At 65.7% G+C, this 18,299-nt stretch carries 21 protein-coding genes; 4 read left to right on the top strand and 17 right to left on the bottom strand.

All coding sequences use genetic code 11. From position 1 onward, the window contains the following. The 9 genes from JWN03_RS11125 to JWN03_RS11085 form a co-directional block, all read right to left on the bottom strand. Nucleotides 1-369: carboxyl transferase domain-containing protein (locus JWN03_RS11125; protein ID WP_297613507.1), on the bottom strand; the 369-nt coding region annotated here is incomplete at its 3' end. Nucleotides 370-385: 16 nt separating this feature from the next. Next, complete coding sequence (locus JWN03_RS11120) at nt 386-1,246, bottom strand: alpha/beta hydrolase (RefSeq protein ID WP_297613505.1); 861 nt, start codon at nt 1,244-1,246, stop codon at nt 386-388. Further along, nucleotides 1,243-2,202 (bottom strand): aromatase/cyclase, encoded by a 960-nt coding sequence (locus JWN03_RS11115; RefSeq protein ID WP_297613503.1) that lies wholly within the window; start codon nt 2,200-2,202, stop codon nt 1,243-1,245. The genes JWN03_RS11120 and JWN03_RS11115 overlap by 4 nt, the downstream gene beginning before the upstream one ends. 12 nt (nt 2,203-2,214) lie before the next feature. After that, complete coding sequence (locus JWN03_RS11110; protein ID WP_297613502.1) at nt 2,215-2,991, bottom strand: SDR family NAD(P)-dependent oxidoreductase; 777 nt, start codon at nt 2,989-2,991, stop codon at nt 2,215-2,217. Between the two features lie 11 nt (nt 2,992-3,002). Next, nucleotides 3,003-3,260 carry an acyl carrier protein gene (locus JWN03_RS11105; RefSeq protein ID WP_297613501.1) on the bottom strand — a complete coding sequence of 86 codons (258 nt, stop codon included), beginning with the start codon at nt 3,258-3,260 and terminating at the stop codon, nt 3,003-3,005. Further along, entirely contained in the window at nt 3,257-4,564 is a 1,308-nt protein-coding gene (locus JWN03_RS11100) for a ketosynthase chain-length factor (protein ID WP_297613499.1), read from the bottom strand. Before JWN03_RS11100 ends, JWN03_RS11105 begins: the two co-directional genes overlap by 4 nt. Further along, on the bottom strand, nt 4,561-5,832 hold the full coding sequence (locus JWN03_RS11095) for a beta-ketoacyl-[acyl-carrier-protein] synthase family protein (RefSeq protein ID WP_297613498.1): 1,272 nt from the start codon (nt 5,830-5,832) through the stop codon (nt 4,561-4,563). The genes JWN03_RS11100 and JWN03_RS11095 overlap by 4 nt, the downstream gene beginning before the upstream one ends. Then, nucleotides 5,829-6,461 carry a TcmI family type II polyketide cyclase gene (locus JWN03_RS11090; RefSeq protein WP_297613497.1) on the bottom strand — a complete coding sequence of 211 codons (633 nt, stop codon included), beginning with the start codon at nt 6,459-6,461 and terminating at the stop codon, nt 5,829-5,831. Before JWN03_RS11090 ends, JWN03_RS11095 begins: the two co-directional genes overlap by 4 nt. A gap of 8 nt (nt 6,462-6,469) precedes the next feature. Continuing rightward, entirely contained in the window at nt 6,470-8,200 is a 1,731-nt protein-coding gene (locus JWN03_RS11085) for an acetyl/propionyl/methylcrotonyl-CoA carboxylase subunit alpha (RefSeq protein WP_297613495.1), read from the bottom strand. 299 nt (nt 8,201-8,499) lie between these two features. Between JWN03_RS11085 and JWN03_RS11080 the strand changes: the two genes are divergently transcribed. The 3 genes from JWN03_RS11080 to JWN03_RS11070 are packed head-to-tail and all read left to right on the top strand — an operon-like array spanning nt 8,500 to nt 9,989. Then, nucleotides 8,500-8,958 carry a MarR family winged helix-turn-helix transcriptional regulator gene (locus JWN03_RS11080; protein ID WP_297613493.1) on the top strand — a complete coding sequence of 153 codons (459 nt, stop codon included), beginning with the start codon at nt 8,500-8,502 and terminating at the stop codon, nt 8,956-8,958. 20 nt (nt 8,959-8,978) lie between these two features. After that, nucleotides 8,979-9,464, top strand: a complete 486-nt coding sequence (locus tag JWN03_RS11075) for a hypothetical protein (protein WP_297613491.1) — start codon at nt 8,979-8,981, stop codon at nt 9,462-9,464. 3 nt (nt 9,465-9,467) lie between these two features. Beyond that, entirely contained in the window at nt 9,468-9,989 is a 522-nt protein-coding gene (locus JWN03_RS11070) for a nuclear transport factor 2 family protein (RefSeq protein WP_297613489.1), read from the top strand. A 38-nt stretch (nt 9,990-10,027) separates the two neighbouring features. On the opposite strand, the gene JWN03_RS11065 is transcribed toward JWN03_RS11070, so the two are convergent. From JWN03_RS11065 to JWN03_RS11035, 7 genes are all read right to left on the bottom strand, one after another. Further along, a complete protein-coding gene (locus JWN03_RS11065) occupies nt 10,028-10,726 on the bottom strand; it encodes a response regulator transcription factor (protein ID WP_441342969.1) in 699 nt (232 codons plus the stop codon). Between the two features lie 372 nt (nt 10,727-11,098). Then, nucleotides 11,099-11,584 carry an FKBP-type peptidyl-prolyl cis-trans isomerase gene (locus tag JWN03_RS11060; RefSeq protein WP_297613487.1) on the bottom strand — a complete coding sequence of 162 codons (486 nt, stop codon included), beginning with the start codon at nt 11,582-11,584 and terminating at the stop codon, nt 11,099-11,101. A gap of 50 nt (nt 11,585-11,634) precedes the next feature. Then, nucleotides 11,635-13,101: a flavin-containing monooxygenase gene (locus JWN03_RS11055; RefSeq protein ID WP_297613485.1), complete on the bottom strand. Its 1,467-nt coding sequence runs from the start codon at nt 13,099-13,101 to the stop codon at nt 11,635-11,637. Nucleotides 13,102-13,359: 258 nt separating this feature from the next. Beyond that, nucleotides 13,360-14,670 (bottom strand): SAM-dependent methyltransferase, encoded by a 1,311-nt coding sequence (locus JWN03_RS11050; RefSeq protein ID WP_297613483.1) that lies wholly within the window; start codon nt 14,668-14,670, stop codon nt 13,360-13,362. Nucleotides 14,671-14,710: 40 nt separating this feature from the next. Next, nucleotides 14,711-14,884 (bottom strand): CsbD family protein, encoded by a 174-nt coding sequence (locus tag JWN03_RS11045; RefSeq protein WP_297613481.1) that lies wholly within the window; start codon nt 14,882-14,884, stop codon nt 14,711-14,713. 25 nt (nt 14,885-14,909) lie between these two features. Next, a complete protein-coding gene (locus JWN03_RS11040; RefSeq protein WP_297613480.1) occupies nt 14,910-15,083 on the bottom strand; it encodes a hypothetical protein in 174 nt (57 codons plus the stop codon). A 41-nt stretch (nt 15,084-15,124) separates the two neighbouring features. Next, nucleotides 15,125-15,280, bottom strand: coding sequence for a DUF6131 family protein (locus JWN03_RS11035; RefSeq protein WP_297613478.1), 156 nt, complete (start codon nt 15,278-15,280; stop codon nt 15,125-15,127). A 192-nt stretch (nt 15,281-15,472) separates the two neighbouring features. On the opposite strand from JWN03_RS11035, the gene JWN03_RS11030 reads away from it, so the two are divergent. Next, nucleotides 15,473-17,377 carry a CocE/NonD family hydrolase gene (locus JWN03_RS11030; protein ID WP_441342968.1) on the top strand — a complete coding sequence of 635 codons (1,905 nt, stop codon included), beginning with the start codon at nt 15,473-15,475 and terminating at the stop codon, nt 17,375-17,377. Between the two features lie 4 nt (nt 17,378-17,381). Here JWN03_RS11030 and JWN03_RS11025 read toward each other — a convergent pair whose 3' ends face one another. Next, nucleotides 17,382-18,221, bottom strand: a complete 840-nt coding sequence (locus JWN03_RS11025; RefSeq protein ID WP_297613474.1) for a patatin-like phospholipase family protein — start codon at nt 18,219-18,221, stop codon at nt 17,382-17,384. Nucleotides 18,222-18,299 lie beyond the last annotated feature (78 nt).

Genomic DNA, 18,299 nt, shown 5'->3' with positions numbered 1-18,299 from the left:
CTTGTGGATCTTTTCGGCATGCGCCTCACCCAGCGCACCGCCGTAGATGCGGAAGTCGTGTGCGTAGACGAATACGGTCCGCCCGTCCACGGTCCCCCATCCGGTGACGACCCCATCGGTGTACGGCTGGTGCTCGAGCCCGAATCCAACGGCCCGGTGCCGTCGCAGCGCTTCGATCTCGGTGAACGACTCCGGATCGAGTAGTAGCGAAATGCGTTCTCGCGCCGTGAGTTTGCCCTTGGCGTGCTGACGTTCGGTGGCTGCCGCGTCGGGCCCGGTCTCCGCCAGCTCCTTGCGCAGGCGCAATTCGTCGATGCGATCGAACGTGGCCGGCTCCGGCGAGCGCGGCAGCGTGGATTCCTCGGTCATGACAGGTCCTCCTCGGTCAGGCGGCGGCGCGGTCGAGCAGGCAGGTTTCGAAGAACGCCAGCGCACCGGCGTGGTACGCGCGCGCCGCCCAGCCGAGGCTGATGTTGTGGCCCGCGTGCGGTACCCGGGCCACGCTGATACGCGGCGCGGATTCGAACAGTGCGGGCAACTCGTCGAGGGCGGCGGCATCGGTGCGCCACCACCGTTCCTGTGCGGCGAAGCTGAGCTGCACCGGAATCCGGATGCGCGCGGCCACCTCGGCGAAGGTGTCCGGCCATGTCAGGGTGTCGGCCAACTCCCTGGGCGGCGGTGTATCCACTGCGGAGCCGATCTGCGTGAATGTCCCCGGCGGATACAGCTGCAGGTCACCCCAATTCCGCTTCCACACCTTGGCGTCCGGCGCCAGCGGCGCGAACCGGTGCCCGCACCCGGACACCTCCACTCCCCCGAACTCCGGCGAATCACCCGCGAGGGTGAGCGCGAGCTTGCCGCCGAAGGAATGCCCGAGCAGGAACAGTCCTGCCCCGATGTCATTGCGCGCGGTGAAGTCGGCGAGCGCAGCACGCACCGTTTCCACCTGCTCGGCGAGCGATTGCCCGTCCGGCAGCAGATCGGCAGACGCGCCGTACCCGGGCCGATCGAGGGCCAGGACGGCGTACCCCATCCGGGTGGCGGTGGTCAGCAGGGAGACATCGGGATGCGCGAGCCCGTGGAAATAGGCCGACGACATCCCGGCACCGTGCAGTGCGACGATGGTGGCGCGCGGCAGGTTCAACGCAGGGGTGCTGAACAGCGCGGACAACTGAATACCGTTGGCGTCCAGCAATATCCGATGTACACCTGGTGCCACCACCCGGATCGCATCGGCCCGGCTCATGATCCGGCCTCCGCATACTGTTTGGCATGCCGCAGCGTGGCCAGGCTGTTGGTGCTCAATGCCCGCTGTACGTATGCCTTCGCGCTGGTGAGATCCGCGTCGGGTCCGAGCACCGCGGCGATATTGTCGGTATTCACCACAACGCTGTGCTGCGAGGACACCGAAACCCCACGCTCGTGCGGCCGCACCGTCCAGTACCCGGTGTGCAGCGTCATCAAGGCCGGCATGGTGATCTGCTTGTACGCGATCTTGTGATGCGGGAACACGATTCGATACGACATGGTGCGATGCTGCGAGCCGTCGATGGCGACGGTATCCATTGCCAGCGACTGCATGCCCGGCCCGGGTTCGGTCAATTCCACCCCGGCGACGTGCGGCAACCGCTCGGGCCACAGCTGCGCATCACTGATGAACCCGAAGACGTCTTCGGCCGCGCCCTGCACCTCGACCGTATCCTCGAACGAGAAGGCCGAATCCGCGCCCGCGTCACCGAGTTCGATATTGCGTTTCAGTGCCGCGAGTTCGGTGCGGGAATTGCGGTCGACCACCTCGTCGATCCAGCTCAGCTTGTCCGCCGCGACTGCCCGGTAGTCGTGCAGCAGGCGGACGTGGGAGCGGTCGTCGGGCAGCGTATCGACAATCCAGGTGCCGCCCATCGCCGCGATCGGCGCACTGCTGACCTCCTGGCGGAATTCGATGCGGCGGCGCTCCGGATCGAGCACCCGCCGCGAGACCCAGTGCTTGACACCCTCGCCCGCGGTGGCCCAGATCCTGATGCGCTGTTCCCGCTCGTTGTTGTCCAGGTAGTCGGCAAAAATGGTGGGCGGGAACAACTGTGGCCAGTTCTCCACCTCGGCGAGCAGGCGGTAGACGGTGGCCGCGGGCGCGGCGACCTCGATGGCATGTTCGGTTTGACCGGTGACAGATTCTGTTGTCTCAGCGATGATTTCAGCCATGGTGGTTCCCCTTCAGAAGTTCCCGAGCCCGCCGCAGACGTTCATGGCCTGCGCGGTGATGGATGCGGCGGTATCGGAGGCCAGATAGCCGACCAGCCCGGCCACCTCCTCCGGCGTGCAGTAGCGGCCGAGCGGGATCTTGGCGGTGAACTTCGCCATGACGGCTTCCTCGCTGGTCTGCTGCAAGGTGGCGTAGTTCCGCCGGACCTGTTGCGCCATAGGAGTTTCCACATATCCGGGGCAGACGGCATTCACGGTGATGCCGGTCGGGGCGAGTTCATTGCCCAGCGATTTCGTGAAGCCGACAACGCCGTGCTTGGAGGCGGAGTACGGCGCGCCGAGCACCACACCCTGTTTGCCTGCCGTCGAGGCGATATTGATGATGCGGCCCCGCCCGCGATGGCGCATGCCGCCGGTATTGAGCACCTCCCGGGTCATCCGGAAGACGCTGTTGAGATTGGTGTCGATGACGTTGTCCCAGATCTCGTCACCGAGATCCGCGGTGACTCCGCCACCGCTGATGCCCGCATTGTTGACCAGCACATCGACCGGGCCGAATCGTGCGGTGGCGGCGGTGACGAACTCGCGCACCGAATCGCCGGACCGCACATCGACGGTGCCGCCGTCCACCTCGAGACCGGCCTCACGCAGTTGTTTCACAGTGGTAGCGACGTTCTCGGCGGTCCGTGCCCCGAGATAGACCCGGTAGCCGCCGGCCCCGAGCAACTGGGCGACGGCCAGGCCGATACCGCTGGTCGCGCCGGTGACCAGGGCATGTGATTGCGACATGGTGACTCCTGCTATTGGGCGGGAAGAGGGATGAGCGCGTTCACGGCGGCCAGGAAGGTGCGCGGCGTGGTGGCGTCGATGACGGTCGAATCCTCCAGCGTCACACCGAATTCCCGTTCGACCCGGCTGGCCGTCTCGAGCATGGCCAGGGAGTCGTAGCCCAGATCCTCGAAGGTGAGGTCGAGAATGCCGGACGCCAGGTCCACCTCCTCGGGAGCGCCGGAGCCCTCCTCGAGAATGCGGGTGAGGTCGTCGAGGGTGAATATCATGAGATTTCCCTTCCTTCGGTAGCGGTGAGAACGACGGCGGAATTGAATCCGCCGAGGCCGCGAGCCAGTACGAGCGCGGCACGCACCGTTGCGCGCCGCGCCCCACCGACCACCAGATCCAGTGGTGAATCGGAGTCCGGCGCGATATTGATGGTCGGCGGGATCTCACCGGCCTCCATGGCGAGCAGCGCGGTGGCCACATCGAGGGGGCCCGCACCCGAATACAGCCGCCCGGTCATGGTTTTCGGTGCGGTGACCGGAACCGCGCGGTGACCGAATACGGCCGCTATCGCCTCGGCTTCGAGGCGGTCGAGCTCGGGAACACCGGCGGCATCGGCGAAGACGACGTCGATATCGCCGGCGGCGAGACCTGCGTCGGCCAAGGCCATTTCGATCGCCGCGCACAGCGCGGGTTCCCGGCCGGTGTGCGGCGCCGGATCGAAAGTCGCTGCGTAACCGGCGATCTCGCCGTAGCTGCGCGCGCCTCGACCACGGGCGGTCTCCGCGGACTCCAGGATGAGGATGGCGCCGCCCTCGCCCGGCACCTGCCCGGTGGCCCGAGGATCGAACGGCAGGTAGGCGAGCTCAGGATCTTCGCCCGCGTGTACCCGGCCACTGGTCCACAGTGCCGCCCAGCCCCACGGACAAATCGAAGCGTCCATACCGCCCGACACCATCAGCGGAATGCCCTTGCGAATCTGCCTGCGGGCGTGCGCGATTGCGTCGAGGCCACCGGCCTGATCGCTGACCACAACGCCGCTGGGGCCCTTCATTCCGTGCCGGATGGAAATCTGGCCGCTATTGACCGCGTAGAACCAGGCGAAGGACTGATAGGCGCTGACGTATTGGCTGCCGCGGCTCCACAGGGCGCACAGCTCGCGCTGGGCGAATTCGAATCCGCCCGAACCGGCGGCGGTCACCACGCCCATATCGAACTCGGCGAGCGATCCGGTATCGATACCGGCGTCGGCCAGTGCCCATTCCGCCGCGACCAGCGCCAGCCGGGTGACCTGATCGGTCTGCGGCAGTAGCCGATTGGGGAGATGGTCCGACGCCTCGAAGCCGGGAACCTCGCCCGCCAGCGTGGCCGGATACTCGGACGGGTCGAAGCGGGTAATGCGGCCGATGCCGCCGCGCCCGGCCCGGGTCGCCTCCCAATATGCCTGCCTGCCCAGGCCGTTCGGCGCGGTGATGCCGATTCCGGTGACCACCGCGGTGGTGCGGTCGAGCTCGGCTTTCGCCGCGGCGGGCGTATCGGTGCGGTAGCGCACCACGTCGACTCCATTGATCAGCGCGCCGGTCATGCCGCAGCTCCTGTCACGGTGGTCAGCACCATGGCGCTCTGGAAGCCGCCGAATCCGCTGCCCACGGTCAGTACCGTGTCGGTGCGATGCTCACGTGCGGTGAGCGGCACATAGTCCAGATCGCATTCCGGGTCCGGGGTATGCAGATTCGCGGTCGGCGGCACCACATTCGCGCCGAGCGCCAGCACCGACGCCGCGATCTCGATGGAACCGATGGCGCCCAGCGAATGCCCAACCATGGATTTGATCGAACTCACCGGGACGTTGTAGGCGTGCGCACCCAGACTCCGCTTGAAGGCCGCGGTCTCGTGGCGATCGTTCTGCTTGGTGCCCGAACCGTGCGCATTGATGTAGTCGACGGCTTCCCCGGGCAGTCCGGCCTCGCGCAGCGCCACCCGGATGGCCTCGGCCATTTCGATACCGTCCGAACGCAATCCGGTCATGTGATATGCGTTGGCACGGGTGGCGTACCCGGCGATCTCGGCGTAGATGTGCGCGCCGCGCCGTCGCGCCGCGGACAGTTCCTCCAGGACGAACATGGCGGTCCCCTCCCCCAGGACGAAGCCGTTGCGGGACGCATCGAACGGGCGTGAGGCGCATTCCGGTGCGTCGTGGCGCGGCGTCGTCGCCTTGATGGCGTCGAAGCAGGCCATGGTGATCGGCGATATCGGCGCGTCCGACGCACCGGTGACCATGATGTCGGCCGAGCCGTCGGCGATGAGCTGCACGGCATACCCGACCGAGTCCAGACCGGAGGTGCAGCCGGAGGACACCACGGTGACCGGTCCCTGCGCACCGACGGTCAGCGCCACCTCGGCGGCGAACGAGCTGGGCATCAGATGCTGATAGAGATGCTGATCGGCGTACTTCTGATCGACCAGGTGCAAACGGCCGCCATTGCTGATGACGCGGTAGTCCTGTTCCAGTCGCATGGTCGCGCCGACGGCACTGCCCAGCGCCACGCCGATCCGGTACGGGTCCAGGGTGTCGAATTCCAGGCCGCTGTCCGCGACCGCGCCGCGTGCGCCGACCACGGCGAATTGCCCGGTGCGGTCGAGCCGTTGGATCTCCTGCGGGGTGAGGCCGTGCAGTTCCGGATCGAAGTCGACCTCCGCGGCAACCCGGGAGCGGAATTGGTCCGGATCGAAGAAACTGATGCGCCGGGTGGCGGTGCGGCCGGAGGTGAGCAGCTCCCAGAACTGTTTGGCGCCGACCCCACCGGGGGCGATCACCTCCATTCCGGTAATGACAACGCGCCGGGTCTTCATGCTGTCTCCCAGTGGTAGAAGCGATCCGCGACGGCATCGGCGGGCTTGCGCCACGTGGCCACGTCGTATTTCTCGATGAGTGGATCGAGGTCATCGCAGATCTGGATGAAGCGCGGATCGGCCTGCTTCCAGGCATTGGCGATCACCGCGCCGCCGTCCGGGGTCTCGAAGTCCTGCAGGTGGAAATAGACGCCGTGATAGGCGAACAATTGCCGGCGCCGAGTGCCCATGCGGTGCGGTACCTCGGTGGTATCGAAGTCCGCGAACAGCTTTGCGACCTGCACCCGGCGGGCGGGCACGAGACGGTTCACCACCAGCGTGCTGTACATGCTCGGGTGCACCGGGCCGGGCAGCCAGTGGTAGTAGCGCCGGGCCGCCGGGCGGAACGGCACGGTGGCCTTGTCGTAGGCGGTCACACCCGGGACCAGATCCGGACCGGTGTGCTCATCGGGCGACTGTGCGTCACTGTCCACGACGTGGATGAGCAGCTCATTGTGATAGTGGAATAGTTGTCGCCGAACGGTTTTCGGCTCGGCCGGGGTATCCGCGGCATCGAATTCCGCGAACCCGGCGGCAACGCGTTCCCGCTCCGCGGTGGTCATGCTGGCGACCGTGACAGTGGTGTGCATGTCTGCCCTCAGTTCTGAATTCGGCAGAGCACGGCGCCGGTGCCGATGCTCTGACCTATCTCGGTGATCAGCCCGACCACGGTGCCCGCCTTGTGAGCGGTGATCGGCTGTTCCATCTTCATTGCCTCGATTACCGCGATGAGCTGACCGGAGGCGACCGAGTCGCCCTCTGTCGCAGCGACTTTCACGAGGGTTCCGGACATCGGTGCGGTCAGGGTGTCGCCGGTGGGACGATCGGGCGAGCCGGTGCGGACAGCGCGCGGCGCGGGCCGGGGCACTGGTTTGCCGCCGCGCGCGGGCAAAGTCACCTCGACCCGCCTGCCTCGCACCTCGACCACCACCCTCTCGCGCGGCACCGGAATGCCCTGCGCCACAGCACTGTCCGCATACGGTGCGATGTTGTTGCGGAATTCGGTCTCGATCCAGCGGGTGTGCACCCGGAAGGGCTCGTCGGTGAAGTCCGGATCGGCGACGACGGCCCGGTGCAGCGGGAGGGTCGTCGGAAGGCCGTCGAGCTCGAATTCGCTCAGCGCGCGGGCCGCCCGCTGCAGCGCCTGCGCCCGATCCGTGCCGGTGACAATGAGTTTGGCCAGCAGCGAGTCCCACTGGGCGCCGACCGTGCTGCCCGCCTCGATCCCGGAGTCCAGGCGCACACCCGGGCCGCTCGGTGGGCGGTAGCGGGTGACGACGCCCGGTCCGGGGAGAAAGTTCCGGCCCGCATCCTCACAGTTGATGCGGAACTCGATGGCGTGTCCGCGCGGGCTCGGATCGGGGTAGTCGAGCAGACCGCCAGCGGCGAGACGCAGCTGCTCCCGTACCAGGTCGATGCCGGTGATCTCTTCGGTGACAGGGTGTTCCACCTGCAGCCGGGTATTGACCTCCAGGAACGACAGCGCGCCGTCCGCCCCGACGAGGAACTCGCAGGTGCCCGCGCCGCGGTAGCCCGCCGCACGGAGGATGGCCTTGGAGGCGTCGACCAGCGCCGCCTGCTGGGCCGCAGTGAGGAAGGGCGCGGGCGCTTCCTCGACGAGCTTCTGATGCCGCCGCTGCAGCGAGCAGTCCCTGGTCGATACCACCACCACATTCCCGGCCGCATCGGCCAGGCACTGGGTCTCCACATGCCGGGGCCGGTCCAGATACCGCTCCACGAAGCATTCGCCGCGCCCGAACGCCGCGTGCGCCTCGCGCACCGCGGATTCGAAGCATTCGGGGATTTCGGCAAGCGTGCGTGCCACTTTCAGGCCGCGGCCGCCACCACCGAAGGCGGCCTTGATCGCCACCGGCAGCCCGTACTTCCTGACGAATATCACCACTTCGTCCGGATCCGTGACCGGGCCGGGACTGCCGGCGACAATCGGCGCTCCGGCCGCGGCGGCAATGCGGCGGGCGGTCATCTTGTCACCGAGGTCGCGGATGACATCGGCGGGCGGGCCGATCCAGATGAGTCCCGCCTCGAGCACCGCGGTGGCGAAATCGGCGTTCTCGGAGAGGAATCCGTATCCCGGATGGACCGCGTCGGCGCCGGAGGCCCGCGCCGCGGCGAGTACGGCGTCGATATTCAGGTAGCTGGTCGCGGCGGTATCCCCGCCGAGGGCATAGGCCTCGTCCGCGGCGCGCACATGGACGGCGTCGCGGTCCGGGTTCGCGTACACGGCGACGGCGGTGATTGCGGCATCCCGGCACGCCCGCGCTATTCGAACGGCGATCTCACCGCGGTTGGCGATCAACACTTTTCGCACGGTGTCTCCTGAAAGTCGTTGGGGTTCAGAGATAATCGTGTTCAGGCAAGATCACCGCCCGGTGAACAGAACCTCCGGAAACCTTCAGGAGCTGTACGCCGAAAGCCTCGAGATTTCGGACTTCGTCCGATTCATCCGGTGCGCTTCAAGATCTGCGCCGCCCGGTTGCCGGTCGCCGATACCGCCCCTACCATGCCGCTACCGCGCACCGCCGCAGCGCATTTCACCAGCGGTCGCACTTATATGGCTTGCCATGTATTCTGAGAGCAGCCGCGGACGAATATCGATGGAAGGTGGGCATGGAACCGCTCGAGACGCTGCCGATGGACCGGCGCACCTCACTGGGATATGTGATCAACCATCTCGCACGGCTCATGGAGCAGGCGCTGCGTGATCGAATCGCCGAATACGGTGTGGTGCCAGGGCAATTCGCACAACTACTCGCGCTGTACGAGAAGGATGGCGTCTCGCAGAACGAACTCTGCGAGAAAGTACGCATCGATCAGTCGACCATGGCCCACACGCTCAAGCGGATGGAGCGTGACGGGCTGATCGAGCGGACCGCCGACCCCGCGGACGGGCGGCGGGCGCTGATCCATCTCACCGATCGTGCCCAGGAACTGCGGGCCGCGCTGGTCGCGGCCGCGCTCGAGGTGAACGAGATTGCCACCGCGGGGTTTCCGGACGCGTCGGAAGAGGACTTCCTCCGCATGGCCCGACAGGCCATCGGCAACCTCGAAGCCGATCGGGCCACCTGACCGCCGAAGAGAGGTAAACCATGCTCTCCCGCATTCATCCCATCGCGGGCGCACTCGGACTGACCACCATCCTGACCTTCTGGATCTCGACCGTCGTGACGGAGATCTTCGGATCGAAGCAGGACGTCACCACGCTGAAGCAGACGATTCCGTGGGGCCTGCCGATCCTGGTCCTCGCCCTCGCGATCACCGGGGCGAGCGGCTTCCGCATGTCCGCGGGGTCGACTTTTCCGCTCGTCCTCGCGAAGAAGCACCGGATGCCGTTCATCGCCGGCAACGGGCTGCTCGTACTGATCCCCTCGGCGATCACCCTGGATGTGCTCGCCGGGCACGGCAACTTCGGGGTCGCGTTCTATTGCGTGCAGGCCCTGGAGCTCATCGCGGGCGCGACCAATATCTCGTTGATGTCATTGAATATTCGCGACGGTCTCCGGCTCACCGGCCGGTTCGGCACCAATAATACGGATACCACCGTTGCCGTGGGCAGCGAAGAATCTCAGGGATGAATCATGAGAAATAGTTCCGAGAACGAACTCCGCGATGAGATCGCGGCGCTGCGCGCGGAAGTTCGCGAGCTGCGAGACCATCGCGATATTGCCGCACTCTTCGATAGCTTCTTCTTCTTCGAGGATCGCAAATCGATGAATGACGCCTGGGCGGAGTCGCTCTTCACCACCGATGTGCTACTCGAATTGCCACCCGAGGATTATCGCGGCATCGAGGGACTCGCCGAGCATATGACGGAAGTCGTTGCGCTATTCGGCCCTACGCATCACGTGACCACCGATTGTCATGCCGATATTCATGGCGACAATGCCGTGGTACGAGTGAATCTCACCGCTACACATGAGCATGTCACGACCGGAGCGCCGCCACTCATCGTGTGGGGATATATCGAAGCGGACGCCAGGCGCACAGCGGCGGGCTGGCGATTGAGCCGAATGAATCTGACCAAGGTAATGCGCACCGGCGAGGCGCCGGCCGGTTATATCTTCGACGAGCATCTGAACGTCATCGCCGTAGGCGACTGAGATGAGCGGCCGCCGACTCGCCGAGTCGGCGGCCCTTCTCATACCGCGATCTCGGACACCGGCATCAGCTTGAATCCGATACCGCGCACCGCGACGATCCAGTCACTCGATCCCAATTTCGCCCGCAGGCTGCTGACATGGGTGTCCACGGTGTGCTGTGACCACGATCCGTCCCACACCTCACGCAGAATCTGCTGCCGCGGCACCACAACTCCGGGCCGCCGGGACAGTAGGCACAGCAGATCGAATTCTTTCCTGGTCAGCGCCACAGGTCTACCGCCTACGGCGACCTCGCGGGTCGCATCGTCGATGCGCAGTGCGCCGCACCGGGTGACAGACGGTTCTTCCTCGGCGGGGTCCGGGCACGCGCGCCGCATGACCGAATCGATTCTCGCGACGAGTTCCCGAATGCCGAAGGGCCGGGCCAGATAGTCGTCCGCACCCGAACGCAGTCCGAGGACACAATCGAGTTCGGAGGTTCGGTCGGTGACCACAATGATCGGCAGCGCATGCCGGGCGCGAATCGAGCGACAGACCGCAAAGCCGTCGAAATCCGGCAGATCCGGATCGAGCAGCAGTAGATCGGCGCGATCGAACAGCTTCATAGCCATTCTTCCGGTATCCACCGTGGCCACCTGATGACCGAATCTCGGCAGCTCTCGGGCGAGACCACCGCAGTCTCCGGAACTTGCCGCTATCAGAATTCGCCAAGATCTGTCGACTACCGAAATATGCATATCGGGGAAACTCGGCTCGAGTTCGATGTCGATTTGCCGCAGCTCGCTGCTTTCCATATCTGGAATGCCCCACCGTCCTGGACACGAAGTGTCGCTTTGACGACCACACTTCCGTGGGCGGCCGGGTGTTCAACTATCCATCAGACTAGGCGATGTACTGCTGTTGATCAAACCGGGAGAGCATATTCGGGCAGTAGTGAAGTAACTAACAAAATCGCCCGTGAGCGTCGCCGACCGGTCGCTCCTAAAATGAGAAGGCCGTTCGGTATGTTTCATTATTTAGCATAAAACATACCGCGCCCGGACCATTCGAAGTTTCTACTATAAATTGTGCCCGGAATTTGCCGGGCCCAATTCCGGCCGACCGGAGAATCAGTGCTCGTGGTCGTCGTCGCCGTGCGGGTGGCCGTGGGCGAGCTCGTCCGCGGTGGCGTCACGGACCTCGACGACGCGGACCTGGAAGGTCAGGCGCTGACCGGCCAGCGGGTGATTGGCGTCGACGGTCACCTCATCGCCGTCCAGCTCGCGGATGGTGATGATCTGGACGTCGCCGTCGGGGGTCTCGGCCTGCAGTTCCATACCGACCTCGAGCTCGTCGATGCCTTCGATATCGCTGCGGCTCACGATGCTGATCAGTTCGGCCTCGTATTCGCCGTAGCCGTCCTCCGGCTCGATGACGACCTTCAGCTCGTCACCGACGGCCTTGCCCTCCAGCGCGCCTTCCAGCCCGGGGACGATATTGTCCGCACCGTGCAGGTACTCGAGCGGTTCGGCGCCGGTCGAGGTGTCGATGACCTCGCCGTCGTCGTCGGTCAGGGTGTAGTCGATGGAGACAACCTTGTTGGCAGTGATCGACATGGCGTAACCCTTTCGCAGAGGAAAACTGAACGAGCAAATGTATATGGCGGCTACGTTCCCTGCGTGGTCAGGTGGAAGTCATCGGGGTCGGGGTCGGTGAGCATGGTTTCCATAGTGTGGCGATCGAAGGGGAGGAGGTCTATATGACCGCCTTCGGTGAAGTACCAGGAGTTGCAGCCGGTGTTCCAGACCGTGGGGCCGAGGGCTTCGGCCACGTGGGCGCCGAAGCGGTCGGTAGCTGCTTCGGTGACCTCTACGGTGTCGAATTCGCCTGTGCTCCAACGGTTGATCCAGGAGGTGATGTAGCGGGCGGTGACCTCGGCGGCGTGGTGCAGGGGGATGGAGCCGGTGGGTGAGTTGGGGCCCAGGACGGTGAAGAGGTTGGGGAAACCGGGGATTGCGGTCATTCGGTAGGCGCGGGGGCCCTTAGCCCAGGCCTCGTCGATCGAGATTCCTTCTCGGCCGGTCAATTTCATCGGGCGCATGTAGTCGTGCGCGCGGAAACCGGTGGCGAAGACGATCGTGTCGACCTCGTGGTGGCGGCCGTCGGAGGTGCGGATGCCCGTCGGGGTGATCGACTCGATGCCGGTGGTGACAAGTTCGGCATTGCCGGCGCGCAGCGCGCGATAGTAGCTGCCGGACAACACCTGTCGCTTGCACAGCGGCTGGTAGTCGGGGGTGAGTTGCTCGCGCAGTTCCGGGTCGTCGACCTGGGCGCGCAGACTCAATCGCGCGTACTGCTGGACGGCACGCCGCCGCCAGCTCGGCCGGGTGACAATATCGGTGAACAACTTCGCACCCGTCATCCCGGCCTGGTAGAGCGCGCGGTTGAGGGCCGGTAGCCGGTCCAGCACGGCGCCGACGAACGCCGGTTGCGGCAGTTGCATCGGGGCCCAGATCACCCACTGCGGGCTGCGCACGAAATGCGTGATCTGCTGCGCCTGCGGCTGCAATGCCGAAACCACCTGCACCCCGGTCGATCCGGTGCCGATCACGGCGATCCGGCGTCCGGCGGTCGGCACGGCATCGTCCCAGCGGGCGGTGTGCAGTACATCGCCGGTGAATCCGTCCAGTCCCGCGATATCGGGCCAGGCCGGATGATGCAGGACCCCGGTGGCGGCGATCACGAAGTCGGCGTCGTAGGTTTCCCCGTCGCCGGTCTCGACCCGCCAGCCGGAGCCGGTGAACTCCGCCGCGACCACCTCCGCGTCGACCCGCAGGTGCGGGCGCAGGGCGAACTGGTCGACAATATCGGCAAGGTAGCGCTGGATCTCCGGGCCGGGTGCGAACACATGCGACCAGTCCGGCTTCGGCGCGAATCCGAACTGGTACACCTGCGAAGGCACATCGCAGGTCAGCCCCGGATAGCGGTTCCAATGCCAGACCCCGCCGACATCGGAACCCTTCTCCAGAATCACGAAATCGTGGAAGCCATTGCGCTGCAGCGTAATCGCACTGGCGATACCGGAAACACCGGCGCCGATGATCACGACCCGAGGTTGACGAGGCGCGGTCATCGACGACCCTCCGCCATCTCGGCGCCGCGGCGGCGGGCCTGTTCCGCCCCGGCCCATGGATCCCTCATGCCGCACATCCTCCACCTTGATACCGTCAGCATTCGAATACCGACGGTATTTCGATCTGGTGAGGATGTCAACGGCCGCCCGACCTGGGCCGGTCGGCCCATCATGGTCGAATACGCCGCAGCGGGTTCGCTCACGAATTGGGCCCGGCAGCTGCCGGGCCCAATTACGTTCTCCTAGAACGGGGTCGAGTCAGGCCCAGGCACGCCGGGTGCCGGGCATACCCGTGCCGCCTCGGGAGTCGGGGACTACGCCGAGGACCTGATGGAGTCCGATGCCGCCGTCTTCGAAGCCGAGGGCGGAGGCGGCCATGTAGATGCGCCAGATGCGGGCACGGCCTTCGCCTGCGAGGGAAACTGCTTCGCCCCAGGCATTTTCGAGGTTGGCGACCCATTGACGAAGGGTGAGGGCGTAGTGCTCGCGGAGGGCTTCCACGTCACGGACTTCGAAGCCGGCACGTTCCATGGCCAGGGTGACATCGCCGACGTCGAGCAGTTCGCCGTCGGGGAAGACGTAGCGGCCGATGAAGGAACGTGCGGTGATCTTGGATCCGCCCTTGGACGAGATCGCATGGTTGAGCAGGCGGCCTTCGGGATGGAGCAGTGCGCGCAGGGTTTCGAAGTACGCGGCCATTCGATTCGCGCCGACGTGTTCGAACATGCCGATCGAGGAGATGGCGTCGAATTCCTCGCCACGCAGGTCGCGGTAGTCGGAGAGGCGGATTTCGACATTGTCGGAGAGGCCGGCGTCGGCGACGCGCTTGCGAGCGGATTCGGCCTGCTCCTTGCTGATCGTGACACCCACGACCTGCGCGCCGTAGACCTCGGCCGCGTGCATGGCCATGGAACCCCAGCCGCAGCCGACATCCAGCAGGCGCATGCCGCGGCGCTCGGTCAGGCCCAGCTTGCGGCAGATCAGATCGTGTTTCGCGGCCTGCGCGTCTTCCAGCGAGACGGTGGCATCGGCAAGCCGGCGGCCGTCGTCGTCCGCGGCGACGAAGCGTGCGCACGAGTAGGTCATGCTCGGCCCGAGCACCAGGCTGTAGAAATCATTGCCGACGTCGTAGTGGTGGCTGATGGCCGCCGCATCACGCCCGCGCGTGTGCAGCCAGCCCCGCGGAGGCGGTGCTTCCTCGGGCGGCGGCTTCGGACGATGACTCAGTGCGCCGAGTTGCCGCGCCGCACCGGCGGCCTTGACCGCACCGCCGAGGCCCAGCCGGGCGCTGTCCGGCACCGCGGTCTGCAGGGCACGAAGAATCTTGAAGATATCACCGTCGAGGTCGACACTGCCGGACACGAAAGCGCGGCCCAGGCCTAGCTCGCCGGGCGCCCAAACCATATGTCCTAGTGCGTCTTTCGAATTGATGCGCATAGTGCCGGGAGATTCACCGGCAGGTTGCACCGCGCTGCCGTCCCAGAACTCGAACCGTAGCGGCGGCTGTGACCCGAAGGCGGCCTGCAGGAGAGGTTCGAACGCGGCCGCGACTGTTGCGTTGTTGCCCATATGACCACTATTGCCTGTTCCGCGCGACCGCGCGCGGAGGTCAGGGCTTGAGAGCGTTGCCGAGTTTGTCGACCGCGCGCGCGGCATTGCCGGTGGCACGGTCGAGACGGCCCTGATTCCGCAGTTGGGTGTCGCCGATGGCGCGGCCCACGAACTGCTTGATCGTGCCGCGGGTGATCTTGGCCCTGTGGGCGATCGCCCCTCCGATGCTCATCGTGGCAGTCCCTTTCCTGCGCTGGTCACTCGAGTCGGTCCCGCCAGCTCGGGTGGGTGCGGATATGCCTGGAGCCGCCGGCATTTTCATTCAGGTCGCGGCCCGCCGCGGTGCCCCCGGAGTGCGGATGGCGGTTCATAACCGCCATTCCGATTGCGCCGATGGCGATTCCGACGCTCAGGGCGATGATGACGATCATCGAGACTCCTCAGTGGTGCTTTACGCCCGTGTCGCTATCGATCAGTAGTAGTGGCTGCGGCCGCCGACGGCGTGCCCGGTCCGGCCCGCGACCATCAGCACTGCGCCGATGATCAGCAAGATGATCCCGAGTGTGACCAGGAGGTGGAAGCCCAAGAGAAATCCCACAACGAGCAGGACCAATCCGAGAACGATCATGAGTGATACCTAGTTTCTCTATTGATCCCTCCAGTACACGCCGCTGCCGCGCCCATGTCAACACTGTAGACCTACAACCGACATCTACAGTGAATATTACGGTAGTTGCCGATCTTCGGCGGGGCTACGGATTAAGCTGGCTCAGCCACCCTGCCCCCGCACAGCGAGGTGTACGGAATGTCGGATCACGTCATGCGAGTCGCCCGGCTGCTCACCGCGGCGCTCGGGGTAGCCATCCTGGTGGGCGCCTGCACAACTGGCACCGACACCAAGACGTCGGCCACGGCATGGCCACCGTCCGACGGGCGCGGGGACTGCGCGGTCGACAAGCAGACGGATGTGCCCGCGACCATGCGGGACGGCACGGTGCTGCGGTCGGATGTGTACCGCCCCAAGACAACTGATCCCGTTCCAGTGATTCTCATGCGGACCCAGTACGGCAAATCGGCTCCGCAGATCCAGCCGTCGCGCTATCAGACACCGGATTGGTTCGCGTCGCACTGCTATCTGGTGGTCATCCAGGATGTCCGGGGGCTCGGTAGGTCGGACGGCGTCTTCTCCGAGTTCGGCAATGACATCCAGGACGGTTACGACTCCGTGGAATGGGCTGCGGCACTGCCCGGTTCCAGCGGCAAGGTCGGCATGTACGGCTCGTCGTACGTCGGCGCGACGCAGTGGCTGGCCGCGGTGGGCGCTCCCCCGCATCTGACAACGATCGTGCCCGCCAATACCGCCTCCGATTACTACGACGGCTGGACCTATGAGGGCGGTGCCTTCCGGCTGGCCTTCGTCGAGCCGTGGGCGATGGGCACCATCGGCACCGAGTCGGCGCAGCGTCGTAATGACGGTCCCACTGTCAAGGAGCTGACCGATGCCGTCTCGAATTTCACGTCCTGGATGAAATTCCAGCCGTACAAGGACTTTCCGCCGATGCAGCCGGGCAATCCGGCCGTCGCGCCCTGGTTCTTCGACTGGATCCGGCACTCGGCCCGCGACGACTACTGGAAGCAGTGGAGCATTCGGGAGCACTACCCGCAGGTGCAGATTCCGGTTCTCGATGTCGAGGGCTGGTACGACGCCTTCCTCGCCGGCGGGACCGAGAATTTCGCCGGGATGGTCGCGCAGGGCGGTACGCCGGAGGCGAAACAAAACCAGCGCTTGGTGATCGGGCCGTGGGATCACGTCGGCTGGGGTCGGCCCGACTCCCCGTTCGCGCCCCGGTTGAAGCAGATCGGCGCGGTGGCGAACAGTCCGATCAATGATTTGATGCTCGCCTGGTTCGACCAGTTCCTGAAGGGCAAGAGCAATGGCGTATCGGGCAGTCCCCGCGTCGACTATTTCCTGATGGGCGCGAACCGCTGGAAGTCGGCGACGAATTGGCCACTGCCGCAAACACAGTGGCAGGATTACTACCTCTCGGGCAGCGGCGCGAACGGGATCATCGGCCGCATGGGCAAACTGACCACACATGCTCCGGGCGGTGCCGCGGATCCGGATCGCTACGTCTACGACCCCGCCGATCCGGCGCCCAGCAGCGGCGGCCATTCCTGTTGTGGCGCATCGTCGGGACCGCAGGGCCCGTTCGAACAGGGTGCGGTGGAACAACGTTCGGATGTCCTGACCTACGACACCGATCCGCTCAGCGCCGATACCGAGGTGACCGGGCCCGTCACGGTGAAACTGTGGGCGTCCTCCACCGCACCCGATACCGATTTTGTGGCGCGCCTGGAAGTCGTCTCCCCCGACGGCACTTCGGTCAATCTGAACAATGGCATCCTGCGCGCCGCATTCCGCGACTCGCTCTCGGATCCCAGCCTGCTGGTCCCGGGAAGGCCGTATCAGTTCACCATCAAGATCTGGCCCACCAGTTATCAATTCAAGGCCGGAGACCGCATTCGCATTGCCGTCACCAGCAGCGACTATCCGCAGTACGCGCCGAATCCCAATACCGGCGACCGCTTCGGGGACAATGCCCGCACCCAGCCCGCCACCCAGACCATCTACAAGGACGCCGCGCATCCGTCGTCGGTGCGGCTGCCCATCATCCCGGCCGGGGCGGAAGGCTCCAGCACCTTCGATCTCCGGCCGGGAAAATAGGCCGTCAGCTCCAGAGGGTCGCGACCTGGGCTGCCACCGACTTACCTTGGTCGCGTCCGGCATTCGCGGACGGAACGCGCGAGACGGTGTCCAAGGGGTTGGCCCCGAATGCCGTGAACGAGGCCTCGTCGGGACTGATCACCTCGACCCGCGCGCCCTTCTCGGTGAGGGTCGCGATCTGCTGTTCCAGCTCCTCGTCCGGGAGCGGCGCGATGACCAGCACACGCTCGTAGCCGACCGCCAGGTCCGCATTCACGGAGGTGCGCACGCCGCCATCGGTGTAGTGCACCCCGTCGATAATGTGGCAGGGCCAGACCAGCGGGACGGCCGAGCTGGCGGTCACCGCATCCACCAGCGAGACACCCGAATCGCGGTCGAAAGTCCGCGGCTCACCGGTTTCCGCGTTCACCACGGTGATCAGCAGCGGCTGCCGCGGCCATTCGTGCACCGGCAGACGGGATTCGATGACCGCCCGGCGCGCCGCCACGGGCACCGAGTGCACGGTCATGGCCAATGCGCAGAGCCGTCGCCGCGCCTCGGCCGGATTGCCCTCGGTCTCCGCCTGAATTTCGAGAATCTTCTCCCAGATGCCCTCGATCGGATTGCCCTCCGGCACCAGCTCTTTGCTCTGCAAAGCCGGATCGACCTGGCGCGCAAACAGCTTCTCCGGGGTCAATCCGCTGCTGACCTGCGCAGTGACATTGGAACCGGCCGATGTGCCGATCAGCACGTCGGCATCGCGCACATCGACGCCGCTCTCGGCCAGGCCCGCGACAATTCCGTTCGCCCAGGCGATTCCGGCGACACCGCCGCCGCCGATGACCAAAGCCCGCTTGTCCGCCATACGCCCGCTCCTCCGCCGTACCCCTGTGCCCACTGTCCGGCTTCACACTTCCGGAGAACGGGCGCAGGGGCAATGGGA

Origin of the sequence: Nocardia sp., from assembly GCF_025465275.1 — a bacterium.
GTDB lineage: Bacteria > Actinomycetota > Actinomycetes > Mycobacteriales > Mycobacteriaceae > Nocardia.
Note: the sequence above shows the minus strand (reverse complement) of the source record. Positions and strands in the feature narration are given on the sequence as shown.